This window comes from Kitasatospora sp. NPDC023385 (genome assembly GCF_055664045.1).
On sequence record NZ_JBVOOL010000022.1, the window covers coordinates 45,308 to 65,173 of the forward strand.

Below are 19,866 nucleotides of genomic sequence, written 5' to 3' on the forward strand. Positions count from 1 at the left end.
AGTGCGTCAACCCGCCTGCGGAGAAGCGCAGGTGAGGTCGCGGGCCGGAGCCTCGTCGTCCAACAGGTAGCGCTCGACCACGTCGGTCACGCAGGCGTTGGGCCCGGGGTACTGGCCGTGGTCGCCGTTGCCGGTGACGGTGACCAGCCGCGAGCCGCGCAGCGCGCGGTGGGCGCCGAGCGCTGCCTCGTAGTAAGTCGCCGGGTCGTGGACCGAGTTGAGCATCAGCGTGGTCGGAAGGTGGGCGCCGGTGACCTTCACCTTGGGCGCCGGCGCGACCGGCCAGGACGCGCAGACCGCGCTGAAGGCGAGCGTCCGGGCCCCGGCCAGCGGGAAGCGGGCGGTGTTCTCGGCGCCTCGCTCGACCCAGGTGTCGAGGTCCTTGGTCCACGGGGTGTCGGTGCAGGTCACCGAGAAGTACTCGGCGAGGAAGTCCGGGCTGAGGTAGTGGCCGAAGGCGTTCACGGCCGTGGCCTTGTCCGTCGGGTCGGCGGTCTGCCAGTTGTCGACGGTGGTCAGGATCCGGGCGAGGATCGGGAAGTTGTCGGCCTCGTAGATCGCCCCGATCGCGACGTTGTCCAGCTGGTTCGGCCCGATCGTCAACGAGCCCTCCACGATGGGTTGGTCGTGCAGTGCGGCGCGCCGCTGCTCCCAGTGCGCCGTCACCTCCTCCGGCGTCGAGCCCCAGTGGTAGGTGGCGTCGCGGGCCGCGAGCCAGGGCACGAAGTCCTCGTCGAAGCGGCGCTGGAAGCTCATCGGCTGGCCCAGCTCGAACTTCTGCCAGGTGTCCTCGAAACCGATGTTGCTGTCCAGCACCATGCGCTCGACCCGGTGCGGGAAGAGCGTCCCGTAGTAGGCGCCGATCATCGAGGCGTAGGACGGCCCGAAGTAGCTGAGCTTGCGCTCGCCGAGCAGGCCGCGGAACAGGTCGATGTCGTGGGCGGTCTGCTCGGTGTTCAGGTAGGGGATCAGGTCGCCGCTCCGCTGCTGGCAACTGGCGGCCAGCTTCTTGGAGTTGGCGATGACCCGGTCGATCGCGGCGGGTGACTGGTCGCGGTAGTCGCCGGTCAGGAAGTCCCGGAACTCCTCCGGGGTCTGGCACACGGCCTTGGTGCTCTGGCCGACGCCCCGCTGGTCGAAGCCCACGATGTCGTACGCGGCGCCGACGGCCGGGGCCGCAGTGGCCAGCCCGGCCGGGCGCAGCAGGCCCGAGGCGCCGGGGCCGCCGGCCGCCATCAGCAGGGTGCCCTTGCGCTTGGCCGGGTCGGTGGCGTGGTGTCGGGAGACGGCGATGGTGAGGTCGGCGCCGACACCGGGGTGGTGCCAGTCGCGCGGGGCGGTCATGGCGGCGCAGTCCAGGGCGGGCTGCGTGGCGCACGGCTGCCAGTTCAGGGTCTGGTGGGTGTAGCGGGCGGGGGCCGGGTCGGCGTCGCCCGGGTCGCGGGCGGTGTCGGCGCTGGCGGTGGCGGGCAGGGCCAGGCCGGCGAGGACGGCGGCGGCGACGGCCAGCGCGGCACGCCGGGCGCGGGGCGAGGCGGTGGCCGGCGTGGCGTGGGCCGGCGTGGTGTCGGCCGGTGCGGTGGTGGTCGATGCGGTGGTGGTCGATGCGGTGTTGGTCACGAGAACGATCCTGTCCCACGCCGGTCTGACGATCGATCACCCCCGCTGCCGTCTTCGGGGTGGTGCTGGATACACCCCTGTCCGGGGGAAAGCTTCAGTTTCCCGCCGGTGGGCGGCTTGTGGCGGTCCGTGGCGGTCGGCAGAGGCCCGTGGCGGGTCCGGGCCGGACCCGCCACGGGCGTCAGGTCAGTACGCGGCGGTGAACCGGGCGCGGCGGTGAGCGGGCCGCTCGACCTCGTCGAGGAGCACGATCGCGAGGTCCTCCATGGAGATCGCCGAGTTGCCGTCGGCGTCGACCAGCAGCTCGTCCCGTCCGAGCCGGAAGCGGCCGGTGCGCACGCCCGGTTCGAGCAGCGCGGCCGGGCTCAGGTACGTCCAGTCGACGTCGGCGTCGGCGGCCCGGTAGAGGTCGAGCTGTTCGCTGCAGGCCAGCGCGATACCGCGGATCTCGGCGGGGAAGTCGGGGTCCTCCACGACGGTCGCCCCGCCGGCCCCCGGGACGGTCAGGCTGCCCGCGCCGCCGACGACCAGCAGCCGGACGCCGGTACCGGCGATGCCCGCCAGCAGGCCCTTGGTGGCGACGGCCAGTTCGTGCTCGCTGCCGCGTGCCGGACGGGTCGCGGTGATCACCACGTCCTGGCCGGCGGCTATCCGGGCGACGTCCTCGGGGTCGCGGGCGTCGCCCGTCACGAGGGCGACGGTGGCCGGCAGGCCGTGCGGCTTGGCCGGATCCCGGACGACGGCGGTGACCTCGTGGCCACGGGCGAGCGCCTCGCTCACGACACGGCTGCCGACGTTGCCGGTGGCGCCGAACACGGTGATGCGCATGGGGAGTTCTCCTGGGGTGCGGGTTCGAGTACGGGTTGGGGTGTGGGTTGTGATGTGCGTCGGGTCCTGCAGCGGGAGCGGTCAGACGTTCTCGCGCACGGGCGGCACGGGCGGCACGGGCGGCGCAGATGCCGACCGGGCCACGGGTGCCGACTGCGTGACGGTGCGGGGCCGCTGGATCTGGGCGACGCCGAGTGCGCCGAGCACGATCAGTGCGCCGATCGCCTGCAGCGGGCTGAGGTCCTGCCCGAGCGCCAGCCAGCCGATCAGGGTGGCGACCACCGGGCTGAGCAGCGAGAGGAAGGAGAGGGAGGTCGGCGGCAGTGCCCGGAGCCCGCGGAACCACAGCGCGTAGGTGACGGCCGCGCCGATCAGGCACAGGTAGCCGTAGCCGAGCACGTTGGCGGCGGTGTAGTGGGACGGCGGCGCCCCCTCGGTGACCAACGTGACCGGCACCAGCAGCAGCCCGCCGGTGGTGAGCTGCCAGCCGGTGGTGGCCAGCAGCGGCGCGGGGGAGACCCAGCGCTTGGACAGGACGACGCCGGCGGCCATCAGCACCGCGCCGCCGAGCGCGGCGGCCACCCCGAGCGCGTCCAGGTGGGCGTTGGCCCGCAGCACCAGCAGGCTCACGCCCGCCACGCCAGCGATGCCGGACAGCACGGTGCGCAGGGTGAGCCGGTCGCCGAGGACCGCGGCCGAGAGCCCGGCGGTGATCAGCGGTTGCACGGCCCCCACGGTGGCCGCGATGCCGCCGGGGAGACGGTAGGCGGCGATGAAGAGCAACGCCTGGAACGCCCCGATGTTGAGCGCGCCGAGGACCAGCGAGCGCCACCACCAGCTGCCCTGCGGCAGTCGGCGGGTGAGGGCGATCAGCAGCAGTCCGGCGGGCAGGCAGCGGATGACGGCGGCGAGGAGGGGACGGTGGGGCGGGAGCAGTTCCGTGGTGACGAGGTACGTCGTCCCCCAGACGGCGGGGGCGAGGGCCGTCACCAGCACGATGGCGAGGCGATGTCTTAGCACTAAGCCAATGTATCTCAGCGCTAAGGCATTCTTCACCGCGGAGGGTGGGTGACGTGGCTCACAGTTATCTCACCGCTAAGGAATCTGGCTGGGATCGCCTACCCTGGAACCGTGGCAGATCATGTGGACCGCGTCGTCGCTCAGTGGGCCGCCGAGCGGCCGGACCTGGACGTCTCCCCGATGGAGGTGTTCGGCCGGCTCAAGCGCCTCTACCGCCTGGTGGACGCGGCGCTCAACCGCACCTTCGCCGACCACGGGCTGGACGCCGCCTCCTTCGACGTCCTCGCCACCCTCAAACGCGGCGGCCCGCCCTACCGCCTCACCCCCACCGGCCTGATGCAGTCCGCCATGGTCACTTCCGGCGCGATCACCCAGCGCCTAGACCGGCTGGAGGCCCGCGGCCTGGTCACCCGGACCCGCAGCGACCAGGACGGCCGCAGCCGCGAGGTGGCCCTCACCGCCGAGGGCCACGCCCTGATCGAGCGCGCCCTGCCGGACCACCTCGCCACCGAGTTCGGCCTCCTCGAAGGCCTGGACGACACCCGCACCGCCGCCCTGGTCGATGCCATGCGCGCCCTGCTGGTGGCCCTCGGGGACAGCACCGACTGAGAGCCGACGGATTCATGAGGTGCGGCCATGAGCGGGACTCATGGGGTACGGCCCATGAGCCCCGCTCATGGCGCGTAGGCATGAGCCGGCCTCATGGGTTGATCGCGAGCGCCTTGAAGAAGGTGTAGTGGAAGGTCCCGCCCGGCTCGGCCGCGCGGCGCAGGTCCGTGATGCCCTGGTCGAAGGCCTCCGGGGTGGTGAGGCCGGCGGCCAGTGCCTCCGCGCGGACGGCCTCCACCATCGCGACGAAGGTCCTCAGGGTGAACCCCTCCACCAGGGCCGGGCGGGCGCCGTCGGTGTAGACGGTCCGCGGTCGGACCGTCACGTCCGCGAATCCGGCCGCCGTGAGGATCGGATGCAGGCGTCGGCCGAGCAGGCCGTCGCCGCCGGCTTCGGCCTGGAGGCGGACCAGGTGGTCGATCGTCCGGCGGGCCGCCGGGCTCTCCGGGTGGAAGAGGGCCGAGCCGTGGTCGCCCTCGATCACCGTGATGGTCCCGCCCGGCCGCAGCACCCGCCGGAGCGCGGCAAGTCCGGCCGCCGGATCGGGCAGGTGTTCCAGGACGAAGCACAGGAAGACGTGGTCGAACGCGCCGTCCGGGAACGGCAGTCGGTGCAGGTCGCCGTGGTGCCAGCTCACGTTCGCGCCGGGCATCTGCGCCGTCACCCGGGCGCGGGCCTGCGCCAGCGACTCCGCCGAGAGGTCCGCTGCGGTGAGCAGCACGCCGGGGCTGGCGGCCAGCAGGTGCACCGTCTGGGCGCCCACGCCGCAGCCCGCCTCCAGGACCCGGCTGCCCGCCGGGTACGCCGTGTCCGCGTGCAGGAGTCCGGCGAGGGTGTCCGCCTGGTCGCCGAGGCGCAGCGCTTCGGCGTGCGAGTAGCCGTGGACGTAGGCGTGGGCGTGGGCGTTCGTGTCGTCCGGCAGTGCCGTTTCCGTGGTCATGGCCCTTACCTTCGCGCCACTATGGTCCAGTGAACAGGTCCAAAGCTGCCGCATCCGGCAGGTCCAATGAGACCGGCGCCGACTTCCTCCAGCTCGACACCGCCGAGGCCCCGCTCGGCGGCCTCACCGACTGGCTCGCCCGGAGGCTGCGCGAGGCGGTCGCCGACGGACGGCTTCCGGCGGGCAGCCGGCTTCCCGCCAGCCGGGTGCTCGCGGCCGAACTCGGCGTCTCCCGCGGGGTGGTGACGGACGCCTACCGGCGCCTCGCCGAGGAAGGGCAGGTGAGCGGGCGGGGCCGGGGCGGCACGGTCGTGGTCGCGGCCCCGCCTCCCGTCGCGCCCGTGGTCGAGCCGCCCGGCCCGCGCCCCGAGGCACCTGCCCTCTTCCGGGACCACCCCGGTCCCGAGGTGTTCGACCTCCTGCGCGGCGCCGCCGCCCGGATCGACCTCACCCCCGGCGTGCCCGACCTCGCCGCCTTCCCGCGGACGGCCTGGCTGCGCGCCGAACGCGCCGTCCTTGACGGCCTCGCCGCGCACGACCTCGGCTACGGCGACATCCGGGGCACCCCCGCCCTGCGCCGGGCGGTCGCCCACTGGCTCGCTCGCAACCGCGGCATCCGCGCCGACCCCGACGAGGTGCTGATCGTCGCCGGGACGGCCCAGGCCCTCGCCCTGCTCGGCCGCGCCCTTGAGCGGGAAGGCATCACCGAGGTCGCGGTCGAGGATCCGGGCTCGCTCGGCGCCCGCCAGCACCTCGCCCACTGGCTCGCCGCCACTCCGCCCGTCCCGGTCGACGCCGAGGGCATCCGGGTCGACGCCCTGCGCGCCACCGGCGCCCCGGCCGTCCTGCTCACTCCGGCGCACCAGTACCCGACGGGCGTCGTCCTGGGCGGCGAGCGCCGGCGGGAGCTGGTGCGCTGGGCGGCCGAGGGCGGCCTGGTCATCGAGGACGACTACGATGCGGAGCACCGCTACGACCGCCCGCCCGTCCCGGCGCTCCGGGGCGCCCTCCCGGACCAGGTCTGCTACGCGGGCAGCATCTCCAAAGTGCTCGCTCCCGCCCTGCGCACGGGCTGGCTGCTGGTGCCCGCACGCCTGCGGGGTGCCGTCCTCGACGCCAAACGGTTCGCCGACCTCGGCAACCCGGTGCTGCCGCAGCTGGTCCTCGCCCGGCTGATGGAATCCGGCGAACTCGACCGGCACCTACGGTTGCTGCGCCGCCGCCACCGTCGCCGCCGGGACGCCATGATCGCCGCCATCCGCAGCCACCTCCCGGACGCCACGGTCCACGGTGCGGCGGCGGGCCTCCACCTGATGCTGACCCTGCCGAAGGAACTCGGCTGCACCGACACCGAGTTGGCCACCGCCGCGCTGGCCCGGGGGGTCAAGGTGCAGCCGCTGTCCTGGCACGCCCGGCTGCCATACCCGCCGGGCCTGGTCCTCGGCTACGCGGCGGGCTCGCCGCCCGAGATCACCGAGGGCATCGCCGTCCTGGGCGAGTTGGTCCGCCGTGCCGGGTGAGTCGGTCGGACGAGCGGGTGCCACCAGGGGTCGGCCCCGATGCGGGCGAGCTCGGCGTCGTACTGCTCCGCTTCGAAGTCGACCGCCGGCGGGAGGTCCTGCAGCTGCGGGACCTCCCAGTCGGACCAGGGAGGATGCGCATCTCCAGTCGATCGAACATCAGGCCACTCTAGGAGCCGCCCGCGTCGGCTTCTCTCCGCCATGTGGAGCGGAGTTGTGCGCCGACCTCGCCCGCCTGGCGAAGACCTGCCCGGTAGGCCGGTTCCCAGGCTGCCAGGGCGCCGGGGTCCGAGCCGAAAGCGCGCACCGCGGCCGGATCGGGGCCGATGGTCACCACGGTGTCCGCCCCCACGGCCGCCAGCTGCTGGTTGAGCGGCTCGCGGGGAAACAGGTGCGCCATCGGCTCGACCACGACGAGTGTGCGGGCTCCGGCGGCGAGGTCGGTGTTGGTGCCCGCCCGCAGCGCACCGTCCATGTACCGCCGGCCGTCGATGGCAACCGGCGGCGCGGCCCCGGGGAAGGCGCTGCTCGCCGCCACCGCGTGCACCAACGGCACGCCGCTGTCGCGGTCCCACACCACGGGCTCACCGGTGGTGGCGTCCACGGCGGTGATCAGCAGTCGCCGCTCCGGCCACGTGTCGGCGCCGATCAAGGCGGCTCGCCCCGCGATCAGTGCCTCGTCGGCTTCGGGGTCGGTGCTGTCGAGCGCGAGCCGGCCGACGCGGCGCCTGGCCTCGCCGGGTTCCAGGCTGCGGTCGCCCAGCACGGCGAACACCTCGCTCATCCGCGCGGGGTTCGCCTTGAGCCGGTGAGTGTCCGGGCGATCCGCACTCGCGAGCCGCCCCGGGTCCTGCCCGGTGGCGAGTACCGATCCGACGATCGCGCCGGCCGACGTGCTGACGATCAGGTCGGCCTGGCCCAGATCCACGCCGTCGCGGCGCAAGCCGTGGGCCAGCCCGGCCATCCAGGCCGTGCCGACGTGACTCCCGGGGCCCAGGACGAGTACTCGGTCCAAGGAGCGCATGGTGGTCTCCCCTCGTTATTGAAACAGTCGTACCATATACTCGTCGAAGCCGTTCCCCATCCGGGCGCCGAGAGGAGATCCACCGTGGGGCGACCCGCAGATCCCGCCCGTCGCGACCGCACGCTGGCGCGGGCGACCGACTACGTGCTGGCGCACGGCCTGGCCGGGCTGAGCCTGCGGCCACTGGCCGCGGCCCTCGACACCAGCCCCCGGATGCTGCTCTACGACTTCGGCAGCAAGCAGGAGTTGGTGGCCGCGGTCCTCGCCGAGGCCCGCCGCCGGGGTGCGGTGCGCCTGGCCGAACACCGTCCGGCGGCGAAGGGCTCCGTGCAGGAGCGGCTGCGCGGCATCTGGGCGTGGATCAGCGCGGACGAACGTGCGCCGTTCGTCCGGCTGTTCTTCGAGGTGCACGCGGACGGCCTGGTCCACCCCGAGAACTACCCCGACCAGGGCCAGGCCATCACCGACTGGTTCGACACTCTCGGTGCGACATTCCGCGACGTCTGCACCGGTCCTGACGACACCGTCACGCCCACATTGGTGATGGCCGTCGTCCGAGGTCTGCTGTTCGATCTCACAACCACCGGCGACCGCCACCGCACCGATCGCGCGCTGGACCGCTTCGCTGAACTCCTCGGGCAGTGAACGCACGTGAGCTGGGAGCATGCTGTCGGTCAGCAACACCGCGACCGCCTCGGGCGCGCTGGCGCCCGGCTTCGCCCGTCGGTCGGCGGCTGGTCATGCGCGGCGGTTCGGGCGTTCCTCCCTGTGTGACCGCCAAGACGCCGCTCCGACCTGACTGTCGGAAGATCGGATGAATCTGGTGTCGGACGGACTGGCGGGCCGGGAGCCTGGGTACGCTGACGGGCCGAAGTCCGGTGTCGATCCAGGAGGCGTGATGGCCCCGTTCCGGCGTGTCGCCCAGTTGGGGGTGGCGCTGGCGGTCCTGGGGGCCGGGCTCGCGCCGGCCCCGCTCGGATCGGCGTCCGAGCCGCGCAGCGCCCAGCCCGAGAGGACCGTCGCCATGGCAGCCCTGGACCACGAGGACTCCCGTGAGCTCGCCGGACGGCGGATCGTGCTCTCGTACCCGGGCCCCACGCCGCCGCCCGAGGTGCTGCAGACGATCCGGGAGGGTCGGGCGGCCGGGGTGATCCTGTTCGGTGAGAACGTCACCAGCCCCGGGCAACTCGCCGAAGCCGTCGACGAATTGAAGCAGGCGGCAGCCCAGGCGCCGCATCCGCACGCCCTGCTGCTGATGACCGACCAGGAGGGCGGCAAGGTGCGCCGGCTGCCCGGCGCCCCCGAACTCTCCGCCCGCCGCGCCGGACTGGCCGCGAACCCGGCGGCCGCAGCGGCGGAGACCGGCGCCGGCGCCGCCCGCACCCTCGCCGACGCCGGGCTCAACGTCAACCTCGCCCCCGTGGTCGACGTGTACGACACCCCGGACAACTTCATCGACCACTTCGAGCGCTCCTACAGCCAGGACCCCGCCACCGTCGGGGAGTTGGGCAGCGCATTCCTCGCCGCCCAACAGAGCCTGGGCGTGGCCGCGACCGCCAAGCACTTCCCGGGCCTCGGCGCCGCCGCCCGCGACGAGAACACCGACGAACGCCCGGTCACCATCACCGTCCCGCTGGAGCAGGTCCGGGACCGCGGCGAGGCCCCCTACCGGGCCGCCATCGCGGCGGGCGTACGGCTGGTGATGGCCTCCTGGGCGGTGTACCCGGCGCTGGACCCGCAGCGCCCGGCCGGGCTGTCGCCCGCCGTCATCCAGGGCGAGCTGCGGGGCCGGCTCGGCTTCGACGGGGTGACCGTCACCGACGCCATGGAGGCGGGCGCGCTCGCCCCGTACGGCGACACCGGCGACCGCGCGGTGGCCGCCGCCGAGGCCGGCATGGACCTTCTGCTCTGCTCCGCCCGCGATCCGCAGCAGGCCGAGGACGCCACCGAGGCCCTGGCCGCCGCCCTCGACGCCGGCCGCCTCGACCGCCGCGCCTTCACCGCCGCCGTCGCCCGCGTCGACGCCCTCCGGGCCTCCCTCGGCTGACCGTTCACCTGAGGGCAACGTGGGCGTTGTCCGGGAGGTGTCGAGGGTTTGAGTCGGCCAGACTGATTTAGCCATCGAAGGTTTAGTTTCAGTCGAGACCTAGCTTTCAAGGGTGAATGGCGACTGGAGCATAGGAATCACATGGCAGAGTCTCTGTCGCTGGCCAATGAAATGTCACATGTGCCACGCCACCTGTCCCTGACCGTCCTCGTACCCTCCCAGGAGGAACCCATGAACCGCATCGCCAGGATCGCCACCGGTGCCGCCGGCGCCGCCGCCCTGCTCGCCGCGCCCGTGCCGGCGCTCGCCGCCACCCAGTCGGCTGCCGCCACCACCGTCACCACCTGCGGGTGGTCCGGTCTGCAGGCCGGGCTGTCCACCAAGGTCTGCGCTGATGTCACGGGCAACAGCGTCGTGCTGTACGGGCAGATCGGGCTGGCCGGCCCGCCGTCCCCCGGCACCCCGTGGCCGCCGGCGCCGCAGGAGCTGCTCACCCGGCTGTCGGCCGACGTGGCCGGCGGCGGCTCGCTCGGTGCGGTGAGCGGCCGCACCGTGTTCCAGGTCAGCACCGTGCGGGTCGACGGGATCACCACGACGGCGCCGTGCGGGTCGACCGTGCACGCATCCTTCTCGGTCGAGGCGATCTGGCGCGGACCGGCCCCGGTGACGGTCGATGTGCCGGTGGCGTGCTGACGACCCATCATTGTGCCTGCCGGACCCGTGAGTTGGCAGACTCTCGGGCCCGGCGTCGGCATGTCCCGGCGCGGTCGCGCGTGTGAGGCGGGTCACCCGGGCGGGCCGGTCGCGGGTCGTCACGCTGTGACAACTTGAAGAAATCTTCATCTGTCGCGATGATGCCTACCGGCCGCGCGGACCCCGCGCGGCCCGACGACCCCCGAACCGCACCCGAGGGAGGGCCCGACGATGCCGGTCCCGCTGTACCAGGCCAAGGCGGAGTTCTTCCGCACCCTCGGCCACCCCGTGCGGATCCGGGTCCTGGAACTGCTCCAGGACGGCCCCCGGCCGGTGCGCGAGCTGCTGGCGGAGATCGAGGTCGAGCCGTCCAGCCTCTCCCAGCAGCTCGCGGTGCTGCGCCGCACCCAGTTGGTCACCGCCACCCGGGAGGGCAACACGGTGGTGTACGCGCTCAGCACCCCGGACGTCGCCGAACTCCTGCGTGCGGCGCGCCGGATCCTGACCGAGCTGATCACCGATCAGGGCACGCTGCTCACCGAGTTGCGCGTACCCGGCGTACGACAGGCCCGCTGAGCTGCGCCCGGCCCGCCCGCCCGCCCGATCCGAGGAGAACCCCCCCATGAGCGACAGCGCCCGCGACGGTGTCCACGACAGCGCGCCCGGCAGCGGCCGCGGTGGCGCCGGCGACGGCACGAGCGAGGAGAAGAGGCGCCGCAAGGCGATGCTGATCCGCGCGGGCATCTACGTCTTCGCCACGCACCTGTTCGCCGGCTTCGTGCTGTTGCTGTTCGCGCTCGGCGGCCGGAAGTAGCGCGACACGGGCGGACGGCTCATCGGCGTCCGTTCATCGGCCTCCTCTGTTCAGCGGCGTCCTCCGTTCAGTGGCGTCCTCGGTTCAGTGGCGGCGGTCGCTGTCGGGCACCAGGTACCGGTCGCTGGTGCTGGTCCACGCCTGCACGCCCGCGACGAGCTCCCGGGTGCCATCGAGGTACCAGCGGCCCGCCGGGTGGCGGTGCTGAAGCTCGCGGCGCAGGTCCTCGCTCTCCTGGCGCAGCCGTACGATCCGGTCACGCACCGCGCGGACGGCCCGGCTGCGGGTGCAGCCGCGGGTCCGCTGCAGGGTGAGGACGGTGTTGAAGGCGGCGGCGGTCTGCCGCTCCTCCCGTTCCAGCGAGTAGAGGTCGTTGATCAACGTGGCGGCGTCGGCCGTGTTGGCGCGCAGGCGGTGCAGGGCGGGCTCCGCGTGCAGAGCGGCGGGGGCGTCGGCGCCGTGGACCCGTTCCAGTATGTTCATGAACGGGTAGAGGCAGCTGCCGTGCCGGCGCAGCCGCATGGTGTCCGCCAGGCCGAGGCCGTGGGCGGGCACGGTACCGCGGGCGCGATGGTCGGCCTCGGCGGGGAAGGTCGCCAGACAGGACCGCCACTCGCGGGCCGCTCGGGCGCGCCAGGCGGGGGACATCGAGGCCGTCTGACGATCCCACAGTTCCTGCCAGGCCGACAGGAGTTGGCTCTGCGACGGGGTGCCGTCGCCGTCGAGGACCGCGATCAGCGGGTCGACCAGGGCGTGGGCCTCGGCCGGTCGGCGGCCGGGCGGACCGTCGAAGCGGTCGTCCAGGATGGTGAACCAACCCAACATGTCGACCAGCAGGTCGAGTTCGGGACCGCGGACGCGGGGGAAGGCGTGGCCGATCAGTTCGTGCAGGGCGTAGGCGCGGTAGCCGGGCAGCTCGGACGGGGTGAGCAGGCCGTGGCGGACCGCCCAGTCGGCGTGCCGGTCGGCAGCGGCGCGCAGCTCGTGCGCGGGGCGCGGCGCCCGGGGCCGGTCGAGGGGCGTCGAGGGGGCGGTGGGGGAGCGGTCGATGGAAGGGGCGGTGGTGCCGAACGGGCAGCGGCCCGGGGGCGCCGGTTCGCCGGGGGCCGAAAGCGTGCCGCTGCCGAGAACCGTCTGATCCGCACGGGACGCCCGCTCCGCGCCGGTCGCTCGCTCCGCGCCGGTCGCTCGCTCCGCGCCGGCTACCTGCTCCGCGCCGGTCGCGCGTTCCTCGCGCGGGGCCAGTCGGACGCGGAGCCCGTGTGCCTGGACCGTCGTCCAGACCACCTCCCGGGCTCGCGACCCCGGCAGGGCGACCGGCCGCCAGCGGCGCAGGATCGCGGCCGCCGCGACCGTCAGCTCCGCCCAGGCGAAGGCCTCCCCGATGCACTTGTGCTTGCCCGCCCCGAACGGCAGGAAGGAGGGCCGCCCGGCGCCGCCGCCGTCCTGCCAGCGTTCGGGCCGGAAGGCGAGCGGTTCGGGGTAGCGCACCGGGTCGCGGTGCAGCGCGGTGAGGCTGTAGAGCAGCTCGGTGCCGGCCGGGATCCGGTACGGGCCGAGCTCCACCGGCACCTGGGCGGTGCGCATCAGGAAGGCGTTGGGCGCGTGCAGCCGCACCACTTCCTGGGTGACGCTGCGGGTGTAGGTGAGCCGGGCCAGCGCCTCCGGGGTGGGCACGGTGCCGGCGGGCAGGTGCCGGTCCAGCTCGGCGAGCATGCGGGCCTCCACCTCGGGGTGGCGCAGCAGTTCGTCGAGCAGCCAGGTCAGCGTGGTGGAGACGGTCTCGGTGCCCGCGCCGAACATGGTGATCGCCTCGGACCGGACGTCGGCCTCGGTGAGCGGGCGGCCGGTGGCCGGGTCGGTCGCGGCGCGCAGCAGGGCGGCCAGGGTGCCCCGGCAACCGTCGGAACGGGCGTCCGTCGCAGCGCGGTTGACGGCCTGGTCGACCACCTGGTTGAGCACCCGTACGGCGGCGTCGAAGCGGCGGTTGACGGCCAGCGGCAGGCGGGCGAGCGCCGGGTGCGGATAGAGGGACTGGACGATCTGGCCCTTCACCATGTCCGGCAGCGCGCGGTGGAAGGCGAGGGTGGCGTCCTCGCTGAGCCGGGCGTCGAACAGTGAGCGGGTGACGATCTCCAGCGCGAGGTGGTTCATCTCCTTGGCCACGTCGAGGACTTGGCCCGGGCGCCAGCGTCCGGCCCGTTCCTCGGTGACCTGGTGCATCACGGCCAGGTACTCGCCCATCCGGTCCGGCCCGAAGGCGGGCTGGATGATCCGGCGGCGGTCGCGGTGGGCCTGGCCGTCGGACATCAGCAGGCCGTCGCCGAAGGCCGTCTTGAGGGTGTCCTGGACGGCGCCGCGCGGGCAGTCGTAGGCGAGTGCGACGAGCAGGGTGTGGACCAGCCGGGCGTCGGTGACCACGCAGACGGTGCGCGGCCCGAGCCGGACGCGGACCACGCCGCCGTGGCGGGCGAGCGAGCCGAGGAATCCGAGCGGGTCGCGCAGCAGGGCGGCGGCGTGCCCGAGGCCGGGGAGCGCGCCGGGGGCGAGTGGGGGGACGGCCGCGCGGGTCAGCGGGGAGGGCCCCGGCGCGGTTCTCGGGGGGACGATTCGTTTCCGTGTCTCAGTCAGCAGGGTCATGACACTGCCTCTCACCAGAGGGGCCGGTGCGGGCGGTGCCGGGAGGCACCGGCGGCCGGCCGGGAGTCGGGGGACCGGCGAGTGCGGACCCCGCGCGCACCCCTGCTGGAGGGCGCACGCCATGGCAAACGCGCCGGTCCCACGGGCGTTGCGCCGAACGCGTGTGGATCACTCCAACGGCCGATCGGCGCGTACCGGCCGCGCCCCTTGGCAGAACCGGGTTGACCTGCAGGGATGCCCCGGCCGGAGGGTCCGCTACCGCCCCCGCCGGGGAGTGCGCACGCCCCGAGTGCGCTCCCCGGATCTTTCGTGCCCGGACCGTCTCGCGGGCGTCCCGCCCGTCCCGCCCGTCCCGCCCGTCCCACCGACTCGATCGAACGGGTCGAAGAATTTCGCAAGGGTTTTCTGTTATCCCGGGTGGTCCCGTCCGCTCTCCGGAGTGTCGGAAGGCCCGAGCCCTGCTTCAACCCAGGGCGCGGGCCATCGCACGAGGGAAGGAACGCGATGGGACACCGGAGCAGCGAGCTTCGCCGGCGCAGGCGCCGCAGGCTCACCCGCAGGAGCGCCCTGGTCGCCGCGGCCGTGGCGGTGGGGCTGGTGGCAGGGACGCTCGGCATCCGCAGCGCGCTGGAGCCGACGGCCGTGCAGAGTGCCGTCACGGCCGCGGAGGGTGCGGCCGACCACTCGGGCTCGCAGGCCGGGCTGATCAGTGACGACGGCGGGCCGGGGGAGACCGGCACCGCCGAGGGGGCCACCCGGGCGCCCGCCCCGAAGCGGGACGAGAAGGCCGCCCCGCCCACGTCCATACCCAAGGACCAGCCCGAACGCGGCCTGGTCTACGCGGGGTTGAGCCTGCCGACCAGCGATCGCTGCGGCGGCACGCTGGAGGTGACCGGCAGCGCCCAGTGCAGCCACGGTCCGGACGTGCCGCCCAAGGGCGTGGACATCCGCCAGGACGTCCCGCCCGTCGCGGCCCCGGCCGCCCAGGCGCCCGCGCTCACCCCCGTGGCCGGTGCCCAGCCGCCGGCCGCCGCCGACCTGCTGAAGGGTGCCGCGCCCGTCCTGGACGCCACGCAGAAGGCCCTGCTCGGCGGCTCCGGCAGCGCTGCCGCGGACACCGCTCCGGTCGCTCCGGCAGCCTCGGCCGCGCCCGCCGGTTCGAAGCTGGTCTGCGAGGGCGACGGCAGCAGCGGCAACCGCGTCCAGGCGGTGTACGTGCACACCCCGGGCAGCGACCGGTTCGCCCAGTACCTGCCCTCGTTCAAGAAGTGGGCCGCCGACGTCGATGTCATCTACAACGCGAGTGCCGCGGAGACCGGAGGCGAGCGGCACGTCCGCTTCGTCACCGAATCGGACTGCACCGCCTCGGTGTTGAACGTGCAGATCTCGGACGCCGAGATCCAGGACTTCAACGCGAGCAACCGCGCGCTCGCCGCGCAGGGGTTCAACCGCAAGGACCGCAAGTACATGATGTTCACCGACGCCAAGGTGTACTGCGGGATCGGAACCTTCGCCGGCGACGAGCGCCCCGGCCAGGACAACCTCAGCAACTTCGGCCCCTCGTACGGCCGGACCGACTCCGGCTGCTGGAGCGGCAGCACTGCCGCGCACGAACTGGGCCACAACCTGGGCGCGGTGAACAACAGCGCGCCCAACTCCAGCAAGGCCGGCCACTGCACGGACGAGTGGGACATCATGTGCTACTCGGACGCCCCGAACTACCCGCAGATGCGGACCGTCTGCCCGGACCGCGCCCATGACGACCGGCTCGACTGCAACCACGACGACTACTACAACACCGCTCCGAAGCCCGGTAGTTACCTGACCACGCACTGGAACGTCGCCAACAACCGTTTCCTCATCAGCGGCGGCGGCACCGGTCCGACCCCGACCCCGACGCCCACCCCGACCCCGACGGCCACGCCGACCCGTACGTCCACGCCGTCCCCGACGCCCACCGGCGGTCCCACCGCCACCCCGACCGGCTCGCCGACGCCGACTTCGACACCGACGGCGACACCGACGGCGACCCCGACCGCCACCCCGACTCCGGGGAACACCGGACCCGACATGACGGTCAGCCAAGTCACTCAGACGTCGGCGATGTTGAGTTGGAGTGCGGCGAACGCAGCCGCCGGGTACGACGTCCTGCTGAACGGCCAGCCGATCGGCACCGTCCGCTCGACCGTGGTCGGACTGGTCCGCCTCGCGCCCGGCACCTCGTACACCGTGGCCGTCGCCGTCCGCGACGCCGCCGGGACGGTCGGCAAGCCCGGCCGCGCCGTGACCTTCCGTACGGTCGCCGACGCCGGACGCCCGCAGCCGGGCGCGGCCTACACCCTGGTCAACGGGCTCACCGGCCAGGCCGCCGACCTGTGGGGCAGCTCGATGAACGACGGCACGGTGGCCATCGCCTACCAGCGCACCGGCTACGCCAACCAGAAGTGGCAGTTCGAGGACGCCGGAAGCGGCGCGGTGCGGATCAAGTCCGCTCGCTCCGGCAAGTGCCTCCAGCTCGGCGGCGCCCCGGTCGCCGGCCAGTACGTCGCACAGCAGCCGTGCTCCGACGCGGCCGCGCAGAAGTGGCAACTCGCCTCGGCCGACGGCGGTTTCACCGTCACGGCAGACGGCGGCGCGCTGGTGCTCGGGCTCAGCGACCGGTGGTACTACGGTGGTTGGCTGCTCGAGCTGCAGCAGCCGAACGGGCGGCCGTACCAGAGCTGGTCCCTGCTGAAGACCTCGTGAGGCCGCGCAGCCGAGAGTCTGCGAGCTGGCACGCCGGCACACTGCACGTCCGTACGTCCGTACGTCGATGTGCCGGTAAGTCGATGTGTCCGTAAGCCGTTTGCGTCCGTGCGCCGGCGCGGCCGTCCTCCACCCGAGGCGGCCGCGTCCGGCGCCACCGCTTCCGCGCCCCGTCCCCACGCCCCGTCCCCACGTCCTGTTCCCACGTCCTGTTCCCGCACCGCCACGAGGAATTGCCCGTCATGCGAACCCGCCCGCTCCTCGCCGCCCTCGTCCTCGCCTCGGCGGCCGTCCTGCCCGCCGCCATGCCCGCCGCCGCCCACGGCGACAGTGTCCACCTGGACGTCACCGGCCAGCAGAACGGTCACGTCAGCACGGTCGCCAGCTGGGAGAACGACCACGACCCGGTCACCGAGGACTTCGCCGGCACGCTCTCCGCCGTCGCGGCGGACGGCCGCGCGGCCGGTCCCTGGCGCCTGGTCACCGTGCCGGGCCACCCGGGGACGTACACCACCCGGGAGATCCTCCCCGCCGGGCACTGGCGGGTGACCGTGGACTGCGCCTTCCCCTCGCTGGGCCACGTCGAGCGCGAGCTCGACGTCGAGGCCGCCGCCATCGACGACCCGGTGCCGGCGGGAACGGCAGCGGTGCCGCCGTCGGCCGCAGCCCCCGCCACTCCGGCTCCGGAGACGACCTCCGGGCCCACGCCCGCGGCCACCGAAGCGCAGGCGGCCACCGAAGCGCCCACGGCCACCGAAGCGCAGGCGGCCACCGCGGGGCCCGTCCGCGCGACCGCGGCCGCCCCCGTCCGTGGGACCACCTCCGGCCTCGCCACCTGGGCGGTGGTCGGCACCGCCGCCGCAGCCGTGCTGCTGGTCGGCGCCGGCACCGGCATCTGGCTCCGTCGCCGCCGGGCCTGAGCGACCAAGGGTGAACGGCCGCACCCCGCGCAGCGTGCCCTGCGCGGGCCCGCGCAGCCGCCCCCCGCGCAGCCCCCCCCGCCCAGCCGCCGCCACGCCTGAGGAACCAGCCGGGTACGAACCCACGTCCCTTGTGATCACCGGACGCCACCGGGCGCCCGGCCGACCGCGAGGGAGCGTCCGCGTATGAAGAAGGTCCTGATCACCGGCGGGGCGGGATTCATCGGCAGCACGGTGGCGTCCGCCCTGCTCGACCGGGGGATCACCCCGGTCGTGCTGGACGACCTCTCCAAGGGCCGGGCCGAGTTCGTCGAGGACCGCGTCTTCTACCGGGGCGACATCGCCGACGCGGCCCTGCTCGACCGGATCTTCACCGACCACCCGGACATCGACGCCACCGTGCACTGCGCCGCGAAGATCGTGGTCCCGGAGTCGGTGGCCAAGCCGCTGTACTACTACCGGGAGAACGTCGCCAAGACCGTGGACCTCCTGGACTCCCTCCAGCGGCTCGGCTGCACCCGCGTCGTCTTCAGCAGCTCCGCCTCCATCTACGCGCCCACCCCCGACGCCCGGGTCGACGAGAGCTGCCCGGTCGACGCCAACAGCCCGTACGCGCGCACCAAGCAGATGATGGAGCAGGTGCTCCAGGACTGGACCGGGGGCGAGGGGGCCGAGGGCCAACGGGTCATCGCCCTGCGGTACTTCAACCCGATCGGCGCCGACCCGCAGCTGCGCACCGGTCTGCAGGACCTCAACCCCACCCACGCCCTCGGCAAGCTGATCGAGGCGCACACCACCGGCGCCCCGTTCACCGTGACCGGCGTCGACTGGGCGACTCGTGACGGCTCCGGCATCCGCGACTACGTCCACGTCCAGGACCTGGCGGAGGCACACGTCGCGGCGTTGCTCCGCTTCGACCGGGTGATCGCCCCGGGCGCGGCGGATCGCTACCGGGTGATCAACGTCGGGACCGGCGACGGCACGACCGTCCGTGAGCTGATCACCGCCTTCGAACAGGCCGTCGGCGCCCGGCTCGACGTCCGGGAGGCGGGCCCGCGCCCCGGCGACGTGATCGGCTGCTACGCCGCCGTCGACACGGCCCGGGACCTGCTCGGCTGGGAGCCCCGGCGCGGCATCGCCGAGGGGGTCGCCGACGCCCTCGCCTGGCGCGCCAAGTGGGCCGCCCGCGTGGGGGTCTGACCACCGATAGACCGAGACCGTCGTCGGGCCGCCGCCGCTACAGGGCGGGAGGTCCGGCGACGGTCCCTACTTCACGGCCTCGCCGGATTTCGCCCAGTTGTCGTGCAGGCGGTCGAGGTAGGACTGCGCCTGGGAGCCGATCTTGACGCCTCGGGCGAAGGCCAGCATGTTGCCGGCGCCCGCGTTGTAGCCGAGGGCCATGAGCTCGTCGCCGGTCAGCGGCGCGCTGGGGTGGGCGGGCAGCTGTGCGGCGAGGTCGTGCAGGTGCCAGGCGGCGGCCTGGACGGCGAGGTTGCGGTCGTCCGGGAGCTCCTCCCACTGGCGGGAGGCGAAGGGGCGGCCCGGCTTGGTGTCGTCGAAGGCGGCCCGGTGCATGTTGGCGATGCCGAAGGAGGCGTCCGGCTTGCCGCGCTGCCAGGCCCGTTCGAGCTCGGGGTCGTGCGGCTTGTACGACTCGTTGTAGAGGATCGCCATCAGCAGCTGCGGGTTGACCCCGGCCTCGGCGGCGTACTGGCGGACCGGCGCGGCGTAGTCGGCGGGGTCGTAACGGCCGGAGGGCTTCGACGGCTTGGCCGAGGAGCCGGTCGAGGGGCCGGTTGAGGAGCCGGTCGAGGAACCCGCGGAGGAACCCGCCGACGCCGCGGCGGCCGGGGACGGGTCGGCGGAGGCCGGGCCGTCGTGGCCGCCACCGCGGATGAGGCCCAGGACGGCCACGACCACGCCGCCGATCACCAGCCAGCGCCCCCAGCCGGACCCGCTCTGCTTCTCGCTCACCGCTACCGGCTCCTCCCCGTTCGCCCGTACGCCGGTTCCCCGGTGCGCCCTGCCGTCCGTCCGCCCCGTGCGCTCGTCCGCCCCGTGCGCTCGTTCGACCGCCGTGCGGGCGGTCGGGTCCGGTGGCAGGTTACTCGGTGGGCTTCTGGCCGCCGTCGAGGTTGTGGAGGAAGTCCTTCGCCTTCTCGACGCCGGTGTCGATCTGCCCGCTGTACTTGCCGTCCGTGCGGTCGTCGATCACGTCGCCGACCTTCTCCAGGCCCTGCCCGATCACGTCGCCGTGCTCGCGGGCGAGGTCGGTGGCCTTGTCCGCGAGGTTCTTCAAACTCTCAAACATGGTGACGCTCTGCTCCTCTGACGCGTTCCTGATGGTGTGCCGACGTGGCGGGGATTGAACCATCCTAACGATGGCCCGCCAGGCGGTTCGCCGCTGCCGGAGGGTGGCGGATGACTTTGCTGAAACGGGTTTGTA

The 19,866-nt window shown here is 73.6% G+C and carries 18 protein-coding genes; 10 read left to right on the plus strand and 8 right to left on the minus strand.

The window, feature by feature from the left end; genetic code table 11:
- Positions 1 to 6 precede the first annotated feature (6 nt).
- The 3 genes from AC0B61_RS28255 to AC0B61_RS28265 all read right to left on the minus strand — a co-directional run bounded on the left by AC0B61_RS28255 (position 7) and on the right by AC0B61_RS28265 (position 3,468).
- Positions 7 to 1,620, minus strand: a complete 1,614-nt coding sequence (locus AC0B61_RS28255) for an alpha/beta hydrolase (RefSeq protein ID WP_471743899.1) — start codon at positions 1,618 to 1,620, stop codon at positions 7 to 9.
- Positions 1,621 to 1,806: 186 nt separating this feature from the next.
- Positions 1,807 to 2,448: an NAD(P)-dependent oxidoreductase gene (locus tag AC0B61_RS28260; protein WP_471743901.1), complete on the minus strand. Its 642-nt coding sequence runs from the start codon at positions 2,446 to 2,448 to the stop codon at positions 1,807 to 1,809.
- Positions 2,449 to 2,529: 81 nt separating this feature from the next.
- On the minus strand, positions 2,530 to 3,468 hold the full coding sequence (locus tag AC0B61_RS28265) for an EamA family transporter (RefSeq protein WP_471743903.1): 939 nt from the start codon (positions 3,466 to 3,468) through the stop codon (positions 2,530 to 2,532).
- A 111-nt stretch (positions 3,469 to 3,579) separates the two neighbouring features.
- Between AC0B61_RS28265 and AC0B61_RS28270 the strand changes: the two genes are divergently transcribed.
- Positions 3,580 to 4,077 carry a MarR family winged helix-turn-helix transcriptional regulator gene (locus AC0B61_RS28270; protein WP_471743905.1) on the plus strand — a complete coding sequence of 166 codons (498 nt, stop codon included), beginning with the start codon at positions 3,580 to 3,582 and terminating at the stop codon, positions 4,075 to 4,077.
- Positions 4,078 to 4,168: 91 nt separating this feature from the next.
- On the opposite strand, the gene AC0B61_RS28275 is transcribed toward AC0B61_RS28270, so the two are convergent.
- Complete coding sequence (locus tag AC0B61_RS28275; RefSeq protein ID WP_471743907.1) at positions 4,169 to 5,017, minus strand: methyltransferase domain-containing protein; 849 nt, start codon at positions 5,015 to 5,017, stop codon at positions 4,169 to 4,171.
- 29 nt (positions 5,018 to 5,046) lie between these two features.
- On the opposite strand from AC0B61_RS28275, the gene pdxR reads away from it, so the two are divergent.
- Positions 5,047 to 6,537, plus strand: coding sequence for a MocR-like pyridoxine biosynthesis transcription factor PdxR (gene pdxR, locus AC0B61_RS28280; RefSeq protein ID WP_471743908.1), 1,491 nt, complete (start codon positions 5,047 to 5,049; stop codon positions 6,535 to 6,537).
- A 169-nt stretch (positions 6,538 to 6,706) separates the two neighbouring features.
- On the opposite strand, the gene AC0B61_RS28285 is transcribed toward pdxR, so the two are convergent.
- Positions 6,707 to 7,552: a patatin-like phospholipase family protein gene (locus AC0B61_RS28285; protein ID WP_471743910.1), complete on the minus strand. Its 846-nt coding sequence runs from the start codon at positions 7,550 to 7,552 to the stop codon at positions 6,707 to 6,709.
- A 93-nt stretch (positions 7,553 to 7,645) separates the two neighbouring features.
- Here AC0B61_RS28285 and AC0B61_RS28290 point away from each other — a divergent pair, with 93 nt between their 5' ends.
- From AC0B61_RS28290 to AC0B61_RS28310, 5 genes are all read left to right on the plus strand, one after another.
- Entirely contained in the window at positions 7,646 to 8,206 is a 561-nt protein-coding gene (locus tag AC0B61_RS28290; RefSeq protein WP_471743912.1) for a TetR family transcriptional regulator, read from the plus strand.
- Between the two features lie 253 nt (positions 8,207 to 8,459).
- Positions 8,460 to 9,608, plus strand: a complete 1,149-nt coding sequence (locus tag AC0B61_RS28295) for a glycoside hydrolase family 3 N-terminal domain-containing protein (protein WP_471743914.1) — start codon at positions 8,460 to 8,462, stop codon at positions 9,606 to 9,608.
- Positions 9,609 to 9,839: 231 nt separating this feature from the next.
- Positions 9,840 to 10,301 carry a hypothetical protein gene (locus tag AC0B61_RS28300; protein WP_471743916.1) on the plus strand — a complete coding sequence of 154 codons (462 nt, stop codon included), beginning with the start codon at positions 9,840 to 9,842 and terminating at the stop codon, positions 10,299 to 10,301.
- A 231-nt stretch (positions 10,302 to 10,532) separates the two neighbouring features.
- Positions 10,533 to 10,877 (plus strand): ArsR/SmtB family transcription factor, encoded by a 345-nt coding sequence (locus AC0B61_RS28305; RefSeq protein ID WP_471743918.1) that lies wholly within the window; start codon positions 10,533 to 10,535, stop codon positions 10,875 to 10,877.
- A gap of 46 nt (positions 10,878 to 10,923) precedes the next feature.
- Positions 10,924 to 11,115: a DUF6126 family protein gene (locus tag AC0B61_RS28310; protein WP_471743920.1), complete on the plus strand. Its 192-nt coding sequence runs from the start codon at positions 10,924 to 10,926 to the stop codon at positions 11,113 to 11,115.
- A gap of 84 nt (positions 11,116 to 11,199) precedes the next feature.
- On the opposite strand, the gene AC0B61_RS28315 is transcribed toward AC0B61_RS28310, so the two are convergent.
- Positions 11,200 to 13,755 carry a cytochrome P450 gene (locus AC0B61_RS28315; protein WP_471743922.1) on the minus strand — a complete coding sequence of 852 codons (2,556 nt, stop codon included), beginning with the start codon at positions 13,753 to 13,755 and terminating at the stop codon, positions 11,200 to 11,202.
- A gap of 504 nt (positions 13,756 to 14,259) precedes the next feature.
- Here AC0B61_RS28315 and AC0B61_RS28320 point away from each other — a divergent pair.
- From AC0B61_RS28320 to galE, 3 genes are all read left to right on the plus strand, one after another.
- A complete protein-coding gene (locus AC0B61_RS28320; RefSeq protein ID WP_471743924.1) occupies positions 14,260 to 16,500 on the plus strand; it encodes an RICIN domain-containing protein in 2,241 nt (746 codons plus the stop codon).
- A gap of 242 nt (positions 16,501 to 16,742) precedes the next feature.
- On the plus strand, positions 16,743 to 17,420 hold the full coding sequence (locus tag AC0B61_RS28325) for a hypothetical protein (RefSeq protein WP_471743925.1): 678 nt from the start codon (positions 16,743 to 16,745) through the stop codon (positions 17,418 to 17,420).
- A 186-nt stretch (positions 17,421 to 17,606) separates the two neighbouring features.
- Positions 17,607 to 18,620, plus strand: a complete 1,014-nt coding sequence (gene galE, locus AC0B61_RS28330; protein WP_471743927.1) for a UDP-glucose 4-epimerase GalE — start codon at positions 17,607 to 17,609, stop codon at positions 18,618 to 18,620.
- 66 nt (positions 18,621 to 18,686) lie between these two features.
- Here the strand turns inward: galE and AC0B61_RS28335 are convergent, their stop codons facing one another.
- Together AC0B61_RS28335 and AC0B61_RS28340 are read right to left on the minus strand one after the other, a co-directional pair.
- Entirely contained in the window at positions 18,687 to 19,394 is a 708-nt protein-coding gene (locus AC0B61_RS28335; RefSeq protein ID WP_471743929.1) for a lysozyme family protein, read from the minus strand.
- A gap of 130 nt (positions 19,395 to 19,524) precedes the next feature.
- Positions 19,525 to 19,731: an antitoxin gene (locus AC0B61_RS28340; RefSeq protein ID WP_471743931.1), complete on the minus strand. Its 207-nt coding sequence runs from the start codon at positions 19,729 to 19,731 to the stop codon at positions 19,525 to 19,527.
- Positions 19,732 to 19,866 lie beyond the last annotated feature (135 nt).

Coding starts and splice junctions, on each gene's coding strand:
- AC0B61_RS28260 (WP_471743901.1), bottom strand. CDS start 2,448: ATGCGCATCACCGTGTTCGGCGCCACCGGCAACGTCGGCAGCCGTGTC.
- AC0B61_RS28275 (WP_471743907.1), bottom strand. CDS start 5,017: ATGACCACGGAAACGGCACTGCCGGACGACACGAACGCCCACGCCCAC.
- AC0B61_RS28295 (WP_471743914.1), top strand. CDS start 8,460: ATGGCCCCGTTCCGGCGTGTCGCCCAGTTGGGGGTGGCGCTGGCGGTC.
- AC0B61_RS28300 (WP_471743916.1), top strand. CDS start 9,840: ATGAACCGCATCGCCAGGATCGCCACCGGTGCCGCCGGCGCCGCCGCC.
- AC0B61_RS28305 (WP_471743918.1), top strand. CDS start 10,533: ATGCCGGTCCCGCTGTACCAGGCCAAGGCGGAGTTCTTCCGCACCCTC.
- AC0B61_RS28310 (WP_471743920.1), top strand. CDS start 10,924: ATGAGCGACAGCGCCCGCGACGGTGTCCACGACAGCGCGCCCGGCAGC.
- AC0B61_RS28315 (WP_471743922.1), bottom strand. CDS start 13,755: ATGACCCTGCTGACTGAGACACGGAAACGAATCGTCCCCCCGAGAACC.
- AC0B61_RS28320 (WP_471743924.1), top strand. CDS start 14,260: ATGGGACACCGGAGCAGCGAGCTTCGCCGGCGCAGGCGCCGCAGGCTC.
- AC0B61_RS28325 (WP_471743925.1), top strand. CDS start 16,743: ATGCGAACCCGCCCGCTCCTCGCCGCCCTCGTCCTCGCCTCGGCGGCC.
- galE (WP_471743927.1), top strand. CDS start 17,607: ATGAAGAAGGTCCTGATCACCGGCGGGGCGGGATTCATCGGCAGCACG.
- AC0B61_RS28340 (WP_471743931.1), bottom strand. CDS start 19,731: ATGTTTGAGAGTTTGAAGAACCTCGCGGACAAGGCCACCGACCTCGCC.